11 protein-coding genes and 1 tRNA gene are annotated in these 15389 nt (G+C 64.3%); 5 read left to right on the top strand and 7 right to left on the bottom strand.

All coding sequences use genetic code 11. The features are described 5' to 3' along the window. Positions 1–12 precede the first annotated feature (12 nt). Complete coding sequence (locus tag AC6LJ2_RS06885) at positions 13–2529, bottom strand: hypothetical protein (RefSeq protein ID WP_498151069.1); 2517 nt, start codon at positions 2527–2529, stop codon at positions 13–15. After that, entirely contained in the window at positions 2516–3778 is a 1263-nt protein-coding gene (locus AC6LJ2_RS06880) for a DUF3142 domain-containing protein (RefSeq protein WP_498151068.1), read from the bottom strand. Before AC6LJ2_RS06880 ends, AC6LJ2_RS06885 begins: the two co-directional genes overlap by 14 nt. A gap of 839 nt (positions 3779–4617) precedes the next feature. Here AC6LJ2_RS06880 and AC6LJ2_RS06875 point away from each other — a divergent pair. The 5 genes from AC6LJ2_RS06875 (at position 4618) to AC6LJ2_RS06855 (ending at position 10606) form a co-directional block, all read left to right on the top strand. Continuing rightward, on the top strand, positions 4618–6534 hold the full coding sequence (locus AC6LJ2_RS06875) for a PrkA family serine protein kinase (RefSeq protein ID WP_498151084.1): 1917 nt from the start codon (positions 4618–4620) through the stop codon (positions 6532–6534). Positions 6535–6546: 12 nt separating this feature from the next. Continuing rightward, positions 6547–7806, top strand: a complete 1260-nt coding sequence (locus tag AC6LJ2_RS06870) for a YeaH/YhbH family protein (RefSeq protein ID WP_263914307.1) — start codon at positions 6547–6549, stop codon at positions 7804–7806. Continuing rightward, positions 7803–9356 (top strand): SpoVR family protein, encoded by a 1554-nt coding sequence (locus AC6LJ2_RS06865; protein WP_498151067.1) that lies wholly within the window; start codon positions 7803–7805, stop codon positions 9354–9356. Before AC6LJ2_RS06870 ends, AC6LJ2_RS06865 begins: the two co-directional genes overlap by 4 nt. A gap of 158 nt (positions 9357–9514) precedes the next feature. Further along, positions 9515–9605: transfer RNA gene (locus tag AC6LJ2_RS06860), tRNA-Ser, on the top strand. Positions 9606–9805: 200 nt separating this feature from the next. After that, complete coding sequence (locus tag AC6LJ2_RS06855; protein WP_263914251.1) at positions 9806–10606, top strand: putative nucleotide-diphospho-sugar transferase; 801 nt, start codon at positions 9806–9808, stop codon at positions 10604–10606. Here the strand turns inward: AC6LJ2_RS06855 and AC6LJ2_RS06850 are convergent. From AC6LJ2_RS06850 to AC6LJ2_RS06830, 5 genes are all read right to left on the bottom strand, one after another. Further along, a complete protein-coding gene (locus tag AC6LJ2_RS06850; protein WP_498151066.1) occupies positions 10587–11501 on the bottom strand; it encodes an SMP-30/gluconolactonase/LRE family protein in 915 nt (304 codons plus the stop codon). The two genes, AC6LJ2_RS06855 and AC6LJ2_RS06850, sit on opposite strands and share 20 nt — an antisense overlap. Before the next feature lie 59 nt (positions 11502–11560). Next, complete coding sequence (locus AC6LJ2_RS06845) at positions 11561–12394, bottom strand: NAD-dependent epimerase/dehydratase family protein (protein ID WP_498151065.1); 834 nt, start codon at positions 12392–12394, stop codon at positions 11561–11563. A gap of 38 nt (positions 12395–12432) precedes the next feature. After that, a complete protein-coding gene (locus AC6LJ2_RS06840; protein WP_263914246.1) occupies positions 12433–13425 on the bottom strand; it encodes a TRAP transporter substrate-binding protein in 993 nt (330 codons plus the stop codon). A gap of 73 nt (positions 13426–13498) precedes the next feature. Beyond that, entirely contained in the window at positions 13499–14770 is a 1272-nt protein-coding gene (locus tag AC6LJ2_RS06835) for a TRAP transporter large permease (RefSeq protein ID WP_263914244.1), read from the bottom strand. Continuing rightward, on the bottom strand, positions 14767–15306 hold the full coding sequence (locus AC6LJ2_RS06830; protein ID WP_263914243.1) for a TRAP transporter small permease: 540 nt from the start codon (positions 15304–15306) through the stop codon (positions 14767–14769). The genes AC6LJ2_RS06835 and AC6LJ2_RS06830 overlap by 4 nt, the downstream gene beginning before the upstream one ends. Between the last annotated feature and the right edge of the window lie 83 nt (positions 15307–15389).

Below are 15389 nucleotides of genomic sequence, written 5' to 3'. Positions count from 1 at the left end.
AGCAGGCCCCGCTCAGGGTTTGCTGCCTCGCGGCCGCCAGGCCCGGACACCCGCACCCAGCGCTGCCAGCGCCAGCAGGCCGCCGGCCAAGAGCAGCCCCGGATGCTGATGGCGCACGCGTTCCCATGCCTTCCAGGCCTGGATGTAGTGAAAGCGCGAGGCCGACTGGAAGTCGGGTTCAGGGCATTCGCGGCCAAAGGTGGCGCTGAACGGCACCTGCGCGCCCTGATCCACATAGCGCAGGTAGATGGCGGTGGCGCGTTCCGGCGTGTCGTCGATGACGTAGCGCGCGCCGCGGCACAGCACGGCGGCGAACGCCTGAGAGCGGGTGGGCAACTGGTCGGCAGCCTTCAGCGCGTAGTCGGCGGCGATCTGGCGATAGTGGTAGCGCACGTCGGGTTTGGCTTCGCTGGCGGCGTAGCGCACCCGTTCTTCCTGCGTCACGAAGGGGCCGGGCAGGTCGGCTTCGGCGCGTTGCAGTGGCGTATCCAGCGGCTGGCCGGCGTCGGCGCGGGCCTCGCGCCACCACGGATTGGCGTCGCGGCCGGCGCCGGCTGCGTAGCTGCCGTCGTACACGGCGTAGTCGGGGCCCTGTTCGTAACCCATGATCCGCATGCCGTCGCGACGCGCCAAGGTAGCGGCGGCGTACCAGGCCTGCGCGCGCGAGGTGCGGCCCCAGGCGGTGCCGGCGGCTTGCAGCGCGTCGCTGTACTCGGCGGCGCGCTGGCGCACGTTGGAGTCCACGATCTTCCAGTCGCCGTCCTGGTATTGCAGCGAGGCAAAGCGGGGATCGCCGTCGGCGGGGAAATAGGCCAGCGCTTCGTCCGCCCGGCCCTCGCGCACCAACCGGCGCGCCAGCAACTGGCGCAGGCGGTCGTGCACGGGGGGCTGGTGCAGGCGGCTCCATTCGTAGAACTGCTCGGTGGTGTAGCGGTTGAAGCCAGGCGGCCGCGAGGGCGGCGGCGACACCGGGGCCTGGCGGTCCACGTAGGCCTTGAGCTCATCGGTCGTCAGCACGCGTTCGGCCACGTAGGCCGCGTCGTTCCAGTACGGCGACAGCGGCCAGCCTTCGTCGGGCGGCGCTTCGCCATCCCGGTGGGCGGCGGCGCGATAGAGCTGGTCCAGCGCTTCGACATATTGGCCGCGCGACAGCGACAGCACGCCTTGCTCGGCTTTCAGCAGCGCACCCGCGTTGGGTTCCAGGCTGCCGTCGGCCCGCGGAAACGCGGCCAAGGCCCGCGTGTAGGCGCGCGCGGCGCGTTCGTTGTCGCCCTGGCGCACGGCAAGCTTGGCGCGCACCCACCAGGCCAGCGCCGTATCGAGCCGCTCGGCCAGCGCCTGCGCCAGGTCGTAGCGGCCCACGCGATACGCCAGCGCGGCCACCCGGTCGGCATCGGCGATGCGCTGCGGGTCCTGCGTCTGCAAGGCGGTCACCAGCGACTGCAGCGTGGGATTGGGCGTGAGGTCGGGTCGGCCGGTGGCGGCATCGGCCAGGGCCAGGCGGCCGGTGGCGTCGAAGGTGGCCCACAGGTCGTTGGCGCTGTCCGGGTTGCCGTCGACGATGTCGCCCACGCGGGCCAGCCCGTAGGCTACCAGCAGCCGCTGGCTGATCGGATCGTCGATCAGGCGGGATGCGCGAGCGGGCGAGCTCAACCCCCACTGGGCGAGAATACGAAGCGATTCTCGTCCGCTGACCGAACCGCGGGCGGCCTGGTCTGCGTACAGGTGAATGGCCTGTTTCAGGTCGGCGGGCGCAATGGCGTCGGTGCACTCGGTGGCGGGGGCGCCGTCTTCGTAGACGCAGGGGCCTTGCGCGCCGGTCAGGTATAGCCGGGCCTGCTGGCCGTAGCTGGCCACCGCCAGGCCGAGCGGATCGGCGTCGCCGCGCAGCGCCAGGGTGCGGACGCGCGCGTAGGCGTCGGCGTCGTGCGTGCGCCAGGCGTCGGCATCGTGGCTGGCTTCGTGGGAATGCTCGTCCAGCGGCGCGTAGGCGGCTTCGACGTCCCCCATTTCCGCCAACAGGTAGGCCGCCCAGACGCTGCGCGTCGCGGCTTGTTCGGCCGGTAACTCCAATATAGAGAGCAGGCGTTTGCGGGCGCGGTGCCGGCGCTCGTCGCCCTGGCCTTGCGGGGCCGTCCGGTAGTCCACCGCGGCGGCGACATACAGGCGTACCGCCTCGGGCAGGCCCGCGCCAGCGGCATAGGCCTGATCGCCGTCGGGCTTGGCGCGCATGGCGCGGATCTGGTCGCGTTGCGCCGCGCTGAGCGCCGGGTCGTAGTCTTCCGGCATGGCGTCGGACCGGTAAGTCCCGTCAGGTAGCAGGGCCGATTCGCTGGCGCGCAGCGCGTCGGTGGCCGGCGCCAGCCGCGCGGCCTCGTAGGCGAAGGAATTGGCGGGCGTGCCTTGCAGCGTGCCGGCGCGGTCATCGAGCAGTTGCGGCGGGAACTCCGGACCGCAGGCGATGACGATGCCGGCGCCCGCGGCGCAGGCCAGCAGCAGGGCGGCGACAAGCGATTTACGGTTGTACATGAAGGCTCGGGGTTGCGGATTCACAGCGTATCCATCCAATGGCGCGTTCGGCGCCGGCACGCAACAGGCCATCTTGCGCGCGGCGAAGATACAGGCCCTGGCGGTCGTATTCAAGGGTGTAGCCGTTGATGCCGTCGGCCGCGCGGCAGGCGGCGTCCAGGCGGACGGCAAAGGGCAGCGGGGCATCGCTGTTGCCGCGGTTGGCCAACAGCACGTTGCGCGCGCCGCCGGGGCCGGCGGTTTGCGCCGCGACGGTCATGTTGGCGGTCAGGGGCTGGCGGGCGAGCACCGCGCGCCAGGTCGGCAGGCTCCAGGCGCGCGTATCGGCGGCGGTTGGCAGGCGGAACCAGACGATGCCCGCCAGGCCCGATGGCGGTTCGCGGTCCAGCTGGGCCACAAACGCCGCCATGTCGGCGGGTGCGACCAGCAGCTCGGCCGAGCGGCCGCCAGGCATCAGGGCGGGGCGCTCGCTTTCGACGGCGGCAATGCGGCCGCTGTCGTCCCAGGCGACGCGGCTGCCGTAAGTGGGCAGGGCCACGCGCCACGGCCGATGGGTCTGGCGCGCATAGGCATCCAGCCAGGCGTGTGCGCGCTTGGCGTTGAACAGACCCAGCGCGGGATCCTGCACGGCATGGACCTGCAGCACGGTTTCGTCCGGGACCGCCAGCAGCGCGGCCAGCGCGGCGCTGTCCAGCCAGGTCGGCAATGCGGTGATCGACAGCGCCACGCCGGGCACCAGCCGGTGCTTCAGGTCGATCAGCAAGGCGGTGTAGGCCGGCAGTTGCGAGGTGGCGCAGTCGTAGTCGATTTCAAGCGCGGCAGGCACGACGCCGGCATCGCGCCACGCGGCCAGCGTGGCGGTGGCGCGAGCGATGATGTCGTCGGACCGCAGCGCGCCCACGCGACCGTCCAGCCGCAGCACCGCGACCACCGGCCGCTGGGTTGCGGCCAGCGCGGCGAGATCCGGCGCGGCATCGAACCAGACGCCGTCGGCGCGCATTTCCGCGGCCAGCACGCGCCAGGACCGCACGGATGCGGCGCCGTCTGCCAGCGCGCCGGTCACGGCGGGCGTCCAGCGCCTTTGCCAGACATAGGCATCGTTGGGAAGGGGGGCGCCTGCGTGCGGCGCGCGGGCGGGTTCGCAGCCGGCCAGCAGCAGCAGGCCGCAGATCGCCGCAAGCAGGGGCCGGCGCCGCGGCGCGTTGGCGATGCGAAACCCTGGGGTGGCGGGTCGCGGGCGGGTCGGCATGATGCGGTGAAAGACAGTGAAAAGAAAAGGGCTGCGCGCGGCTGAAAAGATGCGTGATTCTATCCTTGATGTCGCAAGGGGTATTAGCACTCTGCGCATGCGGCTGCCAGGAAATGCAGCCGATAGTCGCAGACCATCGCCGGCATAGCGTTTGCCGGCGCGGCTTGCAGCCGGATCGCAGCAAGTTTGGGAGCGATTCTTGCGTGAACGCCGTTCGCGTTGTCCCTAACATTTCCTGCTGCATTTTTTGCGCATCGGCGCAAATGAATTGCCACAAAAGCGTCAAATCGGCTTAAGCTAAGACCATGACTTGGCGCTACGCGCGCATGGCTTGCTCCACCGCCCGCAACGCGCCCTCGTCACCACGGATTCCAGTGTTGCGTACCGGCGCTTTCAACAACCGGACCGACTCGTCGCTGAACCCGGTCGCACATCGCGCCGTTCAGACCGTTCGCTGCCATCGTTCAGCGAACGCACCGGGCCTTACGCCCCGGATCATAAGAATCCACCGGGATATCGCTCATCCCTTCAAATCATTGCTGACCATTTCATATGCGGCCGCATCATGCGCCCGTTCTACAGCGATATGCTGAAGGCGTACGAGTGAACTTATTCACGTTAGTTGCAATCCCTGACGGAACTTGTGTCCGAAGGGTGCAGCCTAAACGGAAAGGGCCCGATCGTGCTCTTGGTTGATGTGTGGCGAAAGCAACATACGACCGTGCCGAGATTGCTTATGGCGAGATTGTCTAGTCACGCACAAGCACTGAGGCACACAATGGGGACACGTAGGGACGTCATGGCTTTTTCGCGTGTTGTAGGAGGTTTCCGTGCAAAACATCGTCGAAGGCTTCAAGTCGCAGTATGCAAGAGAGCAGGAGTCAGAGCTTTCCCTTGAGGAATATCTGAATCTCGCCAAACGCGATCCGATGGCATACGCCAGCCCCGCTGAGCGCATGCTGGCGGCGATTGGTGAACCTGAAATCGTGGATACGCGCAACGACCCACGTCTTTCCCGTTTGTTTTCCAACCGGACCATCCGGCGCTATCCAGCGTTTCAGGAGTTCTACGGCATGGAGGACGTCATCGGGCAGATCGTGGCGTTCTTCAAGCATGCCGCGCAGGGACTGGAAGAGCGCAAGCAAATCCTCTATCTGCTGGGGCCTGTGGGCGGCGGCAAGTCGTCCATCGCAGAACGCCTGAAGGTCCTGATGGAGAGCTATCCCATCTACGCGCTCAAGGGTTCGCCCGTGAACGAGTCGCCGCTGGGCCTGTTCCATCCCGAACGCTTCGGTGACACCCTCGAAAAGGAATACGGCATTCCGCGCCGCTACCTGTCGGGCATCATGTCGCCGTGGGCGGTCAAGCGGCTGAAGGAATTCGACGGCGACATCTCGCAATTTCGCGTGGTGCGCCTGAATCCGTCGGTGCTGCGCCAGGTGGCCATCGCCAAGACCGAGCCGGGCGACGAGAACAACCAGGACATCTCGTCGCTGGTGGGCAAGGTCGACATCCGCAAGCTCGACCGCCACTCGCAGGATGATCCGGATGCCTACAGCTATTCCGGCGGCCTGTGCCTGGCCAACCAGGGCTTGCTCGAGTTCGTCGAAATGTTCAAGGCGCCGATCAAGATGCTGCACCCGCTGCTCACGGCCACCCAGGAAGGTAACTTCAAGGGTACCGAGGGGTTCTCGGCGATTCCGTTCAACGGCAGCATCCTGGCGCACTCGAACGAGTCGGAATGGCAGACCTTCCGCAACAACAAGCACAACGAGGCTTTCCTTGACCGTATCTATATCGTCAAGGTGCCTTACTGCCTGCAGGTTTCGGAAGAAGTCCGCATCTACGAAAAGCTGCTGCATCACAGCTCGCTGTCCAAGGCGCCGTGCGCGCCCGGAACGCTGGACATGATGGCGCAGTTCTCGGTGCTGACCCGCCTGAAAGAGCCCGAGAATTCCAGCATCTATTCCAAGCTGCGCGTCTACGACGGCGAAAGCCTGAAGGACGTCGACCCGAAGGCCAAGGCGCTGCAGGAATACAAGGACTACGCCGGCACCGACGAAGGCATGAACGGGGTCTCCACGCGTTTCGCGTACAAGATCCTGTCCAGCGTCTTCAACTACGACCAGACCGAAGTCGCCGCCAACCCGGTGCACTTGATGTACGTGCTCGAGCAGCGCATCGGCCGCGAGGACTACCCCGAGGAAATCCGCCGCCGCTACCTGGAGTTCATCAAGGGCTTCCTGGCGCCGCGCTATGCGGAATTCATCGGCAAGGAAATCCAGACCGCCTATCTCGAGTCGTACTCCGAGTACGGCCAGAACATCTTTGACCGCTACGTCACGTTTGCCGACTGCTGGATCCAGGACGAGGAATTCCGCGACCCGGAAACCGGTGAAAGCTTCGACCGCAGCGCCTTGAACGATGAGCTGGAAAAGATCGAGAAGCCGGCCGGCATTGCCAACCCGAAGGACTTCCGCAACGAGATCGTGAACTTCGTGCTGCGGGCGCGCGCCAACAACAACGGCCGCAACCCGACCTGGACCAGCTATGAAAAGCTGCGCGAAGTGATCGAGAAGAAGATGTTCTCGAACACGGAAGACCTGCTGCCGGTGATTTCGTTCAACGCCAAGGCCTCGGCCGAGGACAAGTCGAAGCACCAGAGCTTTGTCGACCGGATGGTGGAAAAGGGCTACACGGAAAAGCAGGTCAGGCTGCTGTGCGAGTGGTACCTCCGCGTGAGGAAGTCTTCCTGAGCGAGGTGAATCATGAATTCACTGATCGATCGCCGTCTTAACGGGCGCAACAAAAGCGCTGTCAACCGGGAGCGCTTTCTCCGGCGTTACAAGGACCAGATCCGCAAGGCGGTCCATGGGATGATCCGCGACCGCTCGATCCAGGACATGGATCAGGGCGGCGAGATCAACCTGCCCGCCCGCGATATTTCCGAGCCGACGTTCCGGCACGGCGCGGGCGGCGACCGGGAAATGGTGCATCCGGGCAACCGCGAATTCGCCAAGGGCGACGCCATCGACCGGCCCCAGGGAGGCGAGGGCCAGGGCGGCAATGAACCCGGCGAAGGCGAGGCGGTCGATCAGTTCACCTTCAGCCTGTCGCGCGCCGAGTTCCTGAACCTGTTCTTCGAAGACCTGGAACTGCCGCACCTGGCACGCAATCAGCTGGGCGAGGTCAGCCAGAAGAAATGGCAGCGCGCGGGCTACACCACCACGGGTTCGCCCAGCATGCTCAGCATCAGCCGCACGCTGAAGTCATCGCTGGCGCGGCGGGTGGCGCTGAGCGTGAAGGCGCGCGCCGACCTCGAAGACGCCGAAGAGCGCCTGGCCAAGGCCCTGTCGGCGGGCGCGCCCGCCGACCAGATCCGGACGCTGGAGCAGGACGTCGAAGACTGCCGCGAGCGCCTGGCCCGCGTGCCGTTCCTGGACGACCTGGACCTGCGCTACCGCAACCGCGTGTCGGTTTCCATACCGATGGCGCGCGCGGTCATGTTCTGCCTGATGGACGTGTCCGGTTCCATGGACGAAGGCAAGAAGGACCTGGCCAAGCGCTTTTTCACGCTGCTGTACCTGTTCCTGTCGCGCAAGTACGAGCACGTGGACCTGGTCTTCATCCGCCACACCGACAATGCCGAGGAAGTGGACGAGCAGACCTTCTTCTACGATCCCAAGAGCGGCGGCACCATCGTGCTGTCGGCGCTGGAACTGATGCGCGAGATCGTCGAGAAGCGCTATCCGCCTACGGCCTGGAACGTGTACGCGGCGCAGGCCAGCGACGGCGATTCGTTCGGCGCCGACGCCGGCAAGAGCGCACGCTTCCTGGCCGAACACCTGTTGCCGGCCTCGCGCTACTTCGCCTATATCGAGATTCCCGACTCGCAGGAAGCCCGCAAGAGCAGCCTGTGGGCGGAATATGAACAGAAACTGGAGCCGCATTTCGTCATGCGGCGCATCTGCGAACGCGGCGAGATCTATCCCGTGTTCCATGACCTGTTCAAGAAGGAAACCGCATGAATGCCATCGTGGGCGCACTCGTAGAGCCGGAATCGGTCGGCGGCAGCCCCCGGCCATTGTCGCAAGGTTCCGAATGGACGTTCGAGCTGATCCAGTCCTATGACGACGCGATCTCGCAGGTCGCGCGTGAGTACGGGCTGGATACCTACCCGAACCAGATCGAGGTCATCACCTCGGAACAGATGCTGGACGCGTATGCGTCGGCCGGCCTGCCTATCGGCTATCCGCACTGGTCCTACGGCAAGGAATTCATCCGCAACGAGCAGTACTACCGTCGCGGCATGCAAGGCCTGGCGTACGAGATCGTGATCAACTCCAACCCCTGCATCGCCTATCTCATGGAAGAAAACTCCATGACGATGCAGGCGCTGGTGATCGCGCACGCCTGCTACGGCCACAACTCGTTCTTCAAGGGCAATTACCTGTTTCGCCAGTGGACCGACGCCGACGGTGTGCTGGACTACCTGGTGTTCGCCCGCAAGTACGTGATGGACTGCGAAGACCGCTACGGCATCGATGCGGTGGAAGCGCTGCTGGATTCCTGCCACGCACTGTCGCATCACGGCGTCGACCGCTACAAGCGGCCCGCCCCGATCTCGTACAAGGAAGAGTCCGCCCGCCAGGCCGAACGGCAGGAGCACGCGCGCCTGCAATACAACGACCTGTGGCGCACGCTGCCGCGGCTGGAAGCCGACAAGGATCCGCGTGCGGCCGCCGTGGTGTTTCCGCCCGAGCCCGAGGAAAACCTGCTGTACTTCATCGAGAAGTACTCGCCCAAGCTCGCGCCATGGCAGAAGGAACTGGTGCGCATCGTGCGCAAGGTGGCGCAGTACTTCTACCCGCAGACGCAGACCAAGGTCATGAACGAGGGCTGGGCCACGTTCTGGCACTACACCATCCTGAACCGCCTGCACGAAAAGGGCCTGGTCAACGACGGCTTCATGATGGAGTTCCTGCAAAGCCATACCAACGTCGTCAGCCAGCGCGGCTTTGACGAACGTGGCTACGGCGGCATCAACCCGTACGCCCTGGGTTTCGCGATGATGTCGGACATCCGCCGCATCTGCGAAAAGCCCACCCCCGAAGACCGCCGCTGGTTCCCGGACATCGCGGGCGGCGACTGGCTGAAGACGCTGGACTTCGCCATGCGCAACTTCAAGGACGAGTCCTTCATTTCGCAATACTTGTCGCCGCGCCTGATCCGCGAGTTCCGCTTCTTTGCGATCTCGGACCACCAGGCCAACCCCAAGCTGGAAGTCGCCGCCATCCACGACGACGAAGGCTACCGCGACATCCGCCGCCTGCTGGCCGCGCAGCACAACCGCGACAACCAGGTGCCGGACATCCAGGTCACGCGTTTCAATCGCGATACCGACCGGTCGCTGGTGCTGCGCCACCTGAAGAGCCGCGGCCGGCCGTTGGCGGCCGAGGATGCCGAGCAGGTCATGAAGCACCTGGCGCGGCTGTGGGGCTTCCGGGTGCGGCTGGAGGAAACCGAGCCGGACGGCACGGTCAGTTCCTACCGCGAACAGGACCCGCCGCCGGTGTAACGATCGCGTCAACCCCGGGACGCCTTGTGGGGGCAGGCCCGGGGAGGACCGAGGGGGCGCAATTGCGTCCCCTTTTTATTTTGCCGACCGGCGCTGCAGCATTCTTTCCGATCTGCTAGAATCGCGGATTCGCATTTTTCGGAATGCGTACCAGATCAGGACAGGTGGCCGAGCGGTTGAAGGCGCACGCCTGGAAAGCGTGTATACGTCAAAAGCGTATCGGGGGTTCGAATCCCCCTCTGTCCGCCAAGAATTTCCGTGAAAGAACCCGCAAGCCGCGATGGCCTTGCGGGTTTTTTTACGTCCGTCAGCCGCGTTCTTGCCGGGATTCATATTTCGATCGGTTGCAACACGGTGACCCGTATTTCTGCCGGTTGCAACGGCTCCCCGCCTGGAAACGCCGCTCCTACACTCCGCCTGGATTCTTCAGTCTGGATAGGCGGCCCATCATGTTCGAGTGGTTTCAACGCAAGTTTTCGGCCTGGTCGCCGGAACATCGTCGCGTGGTGGCGCGCTTTCCCGGGGCGCAGGGGCGTGCGGAGCCGGATATTCGCCCCATGGCTACCGGCATGACGGTGGCTTTCTATACGAAGGACAGCGTCTACGAGGCCGAGAAGAACCGCCTGGTGCGCTCGGCCGAACGGCTGGGGCTGCCGGTGGATGCCGAGGCGATCGATTCCACCGGGTCGTGGGTGCGCAATGCGTCCATGAAGGCCGGGGTGCTGGTTGCGATGCGCAAGAAGCACGTCGGGCCTATGCTGTATGTGGACGTGGATGCGGTGTTTCACCGCGATCCGTGGCCGGCGCTGGCGGGGCTGGATTGCGACATCGGCGCGTACTTCGAGCCGGATGGGCATCTGCTGAGCGGCACGCTGTTCATCAACCATACGCCTGCCGCGGCCACGCTGCTGCAGGAATGGGCGGATGCCTGCGCGGCGTCGCCGGACGAGTGGGACCAGTTGGTGCTGGAACGCATTCTGGCTGACGATGCCGCGTCGGCTGCGCCGCGCTTTCGGCTGGGCATCCTGCCGGTGGCGTATTGCTGGGTTTTCGACAAGACCGACAACGCGCTGGGCGAATCGGTGTATATCGAGCACCTGCAAGCCAGTCGCGAGGCCAGGCAACAGAAGCGTGCGTTCGGCCGGGTGGGGCGTGCCGTCAGACGCCGCCGCGACCGGGTGCGTGCGATAGAGCGAATCCTGTTCGCTCAAAGCGACGCCCGCCAGGCGGTCAAACGCCCGAATACATGACACGGCCCGGGACGGGCATCGGTGCCCGCAGGATGGATCCGGACTCCGATTCGGTGATGTAAAGCGTTTTGCGGTCCGGGCCGCCGAAGGCGATGTTGGTCGTCAATGCCCCCGCTGGCGAATTGATGCGCAACATGGGTTCGCCGCGGTGGCTGAACAGCCAGACCGCGCCCAGGCCGACATGCGCCACGGCCAGATTGCCGTGCTCGTCGATCGCCAGGCCATCGGGCCCGCCTCCGCCGGACATCTGGATGAAGGTGCCGACTTTGGTCACGGCGCCCTCGCGGGTGAGCGGCACGCGCCAGATGGCGTTGGCCCGCGTGACCGCGACATAGAGAATCGATTCGCTCGGGTCCAGCACCAGACCGTTGGGGCTGGGGATGTTGTCCAACAGGCAGTCGACACGGCCGTCTGCCCTGCGTCGAAATACCCGGCCGGTCTGATCGTGCCAGCCGGTCAGTCCCTGATCGGTGAAATACAGATCGCCGTTGGACGCAAAGACCAGGTCGTTCACCGCCTTGAGCCGCTCGAGGTGGACCCGTTCGAGCACGGGCCTGGCCTCGCCGGTGTCGGGATCGAGCTGCATGATGCCGCGCGCGTAGTCCGCGATGAAGATGCGCCCGTCCCGGTGGATCTTCAGGCCGTTGGGCTCGCCGTCGTATTCGGCGATCAATTCGAACCGACCCTGTGCGTCGACCCGGAACACGCGACCCCAAGGGACATCCACGCAATACAAACGGCCTTGCGCATCGAAAGAGGGGCCCTCCAACAGGGAGTGCGGCGGCTGGTTGCCCGGTTGGTAGCGATGCCATTCGGACGTGCCTTCCGGCTTGCGGAAGGCGTCGGGCAGGCGGGCAAAGACTTCGGCTTGAATGGCGGGCGGTGCGGCGTACATGGTTTCCCGGTGGCAAGGAGTTGTCTGCGGGTGGGCGCCAACGCGCCCACCCGGGCGTTTCAGGAGATCCTGTCGGTGGTGCCGACAAACTCCAGGGGGCAATAGAAGCCCCCGTGAAACTCGGCGGCGATCGGGTCTTCGGCTATGCCCTGGGCGAGTATCTCCGCGGCGAACACCTCGGAGTCGTCTTGCGGTCGATAGCCAAGGAATTTCACGTTCGAGTTGTCCCAGCGATTGCGCAGATTGTTCGATACGCCATAGACCACGACGAAGTGGTACGACTCGTGCTCGATGCAGCGGCGCGCCAGCTGTGCCATGTCCCGGTGACTGAGCCAGGTCAGGAGTTGGCGCGCTTCGCTGGGACGGTCGGGCGTGCGGAAGGTGCCGATGCGCAGGCAGGCAACCGACATGCCGTACTTGTCGGCATACATCCGGCCCAAGGCTTCGCCAAATACCTTTGATACGCCATAGAGCGAGTCGGGCCGGGGTTCGACGGTGTTGTCCAGGAATTTCTCCCGTCGATGGTAGCCCACGGCATGGTTCGAGCTGGCGAAGATGACGCGGGGCACGTTCTGGCGGCGAGCGGCCTCGAATACGTTGTAGCAGCCGTCGATATTCATCGGCAGGATCTTCTCCCAGGTGTCCACGCCCGGGATGCCGGCAAGATGAATGACGCAATCGATGCCTTCCATGCAACGCGCGATGGAGTCCATGTCGCGCACGTCGATTGTGCAGATTTCCTCGCCCGCTTGCGCGGGCTCCTGTTCAGCGATATCGGCCAGGCGCAGCAAGGCATAGCGGCCCCGCAGATGCGTGCGCAGGCATTTGCCGATGTTCCCGGCCGCGCCGGTGATCAGTACCCGCAGGTTGCTGGCGTTGGTGAAGCGATTCATGGAGCTTCCTGTCTGTTGCGGGGCGGTGCGGTCATGGGTCATTTGTTGGCTTTGGCCTTGGCGGCAATCACGGCGTCGTACAGTGCCTGGCCGTTGGGCGCATCACCCACCAGTTTCTTCACGACCGGCCGGGTGGCCAGCACCAGCGAGTCGAGGTCGCTCGGGTAGACCACCGTGACGCCCTTTTCCGTCATGGTCTTCATCCCTTCGTCATAGACCTTCTGGTAATAGTCGCGGGCATAGGCCATCGCTTCATCGGCGGCCTCTTTCACCATTTTCCGCTCGCTGTCGGAGAGGGAGTCCCAGCGCGTCTTGGACATGATCAGCAGCGCCGGATGGATATTGATGTGGGTCATGTTGAAGTACTTGGACACTTCGATGAACTTGTCGGACACGAATTGGTCCGGCGTGGTCTCGCCGCCGTCGATGACCTTCTGCTGCAGTGCCAGGTACAGCTCGGAATACGCCATCGGGGTCGCCTGCGCGCCCAGGGTCTTGTAGCTTTCGACATATCCCGGCGACTGGATGACGCGAATCTTCATGCCCTTGAGGTCGCCGGCGGAATTGACGGCCCGGTTGCCGAAGACATTGCGTTCGATGGCGGAAAACCAGCCCAGCCCGACCAGGCCATACTTGGGAAGGATGTCGAGGAATTTGTCGCCGACCGGCCCGGCCAGGATTTCATTGGCCTGCTGCACGCTGTCAAACAGAAATGGCGTGTCGAAGACCAGGAATTCCTTCACCACATTGTTCAGGGCCGGCTGGCCGGTGACGAACAGATCCGTGGCGCCAGCGACGGCGCCCTGGATCATCGTGAGCTCACCGCCCAACTGCGAATGAGGAAACACCGTAATGCTGATCTTGCCGTTTGATTTTTCTTTGAGGATGTCGGCAAATTTCTGCGTGCCGACGTGAAACGGGCTGTCCGTGGTCAGCGTGTGCCCGACCTCCATGTTCAACGCGTGGGAGGGGGCCGACAGCAGCAACAGGCTGGCGGCTCCGACGCCGATGATCTTCTTGAGAATGCGCATTTCTTGTCTCCTCGGTGATTTCTGGATCTGGTTTTTTTTCACTTGATTCTGGGCCGCAGCCCGGCGCCGCCCGCTAGAGAAACGCCGTGCTGAGGCTGGGTACGTACGAGATGATGAGGATGTCCACGATCAGGACCGCCAGGAAGACGACGAGGTAGCGAGCCAATTGATGCATCTTCAATTGGGCCACCTCGCACACCACGAACAGATTCACCCCCACCGGCGGCGTTACCATGCCGACGGCCAGATTGGTGATGACGATCATGCCGAAATGGATGGGATCGATGCCGAACGTCACGCTGATCGGAGCCAGGATCGGCACAATGATCAGGATCGCCGCCAACGCTTCGATGAACATGCCGACGATGAACAGCATGCCGTTCACCAGCAGCAGGAATACGATGGGATTGGTGGTCACCGATCCGAGCATGGCAGCGACGCGTTGCGGAACCTGGTTGATGGTCAGCAGATAGGCAAAGACCGCGGCGAAGGCGACGATCAGCAATATGATCGCGGACATCACCGCGGCCCGTCCGAAGATTCCGAGCAGGTTCCTGAGCGTGATTTCCTTGTAGACGAACATCCCCAGCGCCAGGCCATAGAGCACCGCGACGCAGGATGCTTCGGTGGGGGTGAACAGGCCGCCATAGATGCCGCCAAGAATGATGATCGGCATCATCAAGGCCAGCATGGCGTCCCGCAACGCCACCAGCACGCCTTTGGTCCAATCCTTCAGGCTCAGCACCCGCACCTCGTCAAAGCCCTGGATGCTGGCAATCACGCAAACCGTCAGGATCAGCGACAGGGCGATCAGCAGGCCGGGGAGTATGCCCGCGATGAACAGCGCGCCGACCGAGACATTGGCCGTCAGCGCATAGACCACCATGGGAATGGAAGGGGGAATGATGGCCCCCAGCTCGCCGGACGACGCCGCAATCGACGCGGCGAAGGATCGCGGATAGCCCTTTTTCTCCATTTCAGGAATCAGCACGGAGCCGATCGCGGCGGTTGTCGCCGACGATGATCCGGACACGGTGGCGAACAACAGGGATGTCAGGACCGCAACGGCGCCCAGGCCGCCCCGAATCCAGCCGACGAAGGCGTTGGCCAGCTGGACCAGCCTGCGCGCGACGCCGCCTGACTGCATGAGATGACCGGCGAGGATGAAGAACGGCACGGCCATCAGGCTGAATGAGTCCAGCGACTGGAAGGCCATCTGCACTACGATGAGCAGCGACCGGTCCCCCGATTGCAGTGCCATGGCGGCGGACAGGCCCAGCGCCGTCATGATCGGCGCACCGATCAGCATGATCAGAAAGAACGACAAGCCAAGTACCAGAATCATATTGCCCCCTCGACGCTGTTCTTTATTTCCATCGCTTCTTCCATTTCCGCGGATTCGCGCTGGGGCGTGTCCACCTTCAACAGCTCTTTTGCCGCATTCGTGAGGGTGTTCGCACACATGAGCAGGCAGCCGATGGCCATCAATGAATAGACATAGGCCATCGGCATTTCCATGGCGGGCGACCATTGCTTCAGGCCCAGCTCGATCAGCCGGACGGACTTCCAGACCAGCAGGACCGCCAGCGCCAGGGTCAGGACATGGGATAGCAGCCGCAGCCAACGGGCAAGCCGCTCGGGGACCAGGCTGGCGAAGACATCGACCCCGATCAGGCGCAGGTGATAGGCGGCAACCGCGCCACCGATGAAGACGCTTCCGACCATCAGGTAGCGCGCGAGCTCTTCTGCCCAGGGCGCGGACAGGGGGATGCCGGTGTAGGTAGAGAGAATCCGGGCAAAGACGGAAACCGAAATGGCGACGATCATGCCGAGAAGAAAAAGTCCGGCACACTTTTCCGCGGCATTGTTGATGGAATCCATGGCCCGTTGCAGCGCCAGGAACTTTCTATGAGAGGCGCAATGTCCGTTCATGGCGCCTCCCGGTGCGTGGTGTCTCGCTTCAT

The sequence above is a fragment of the Achromobacter sp. 1014246743 genome (assembly GCF_059760725.1).
The sequence above is the reverse complement of the archived record's forward strand: the minus strand, read 5'-3'. Positions and strand labels throughout refer to the sequence as shown.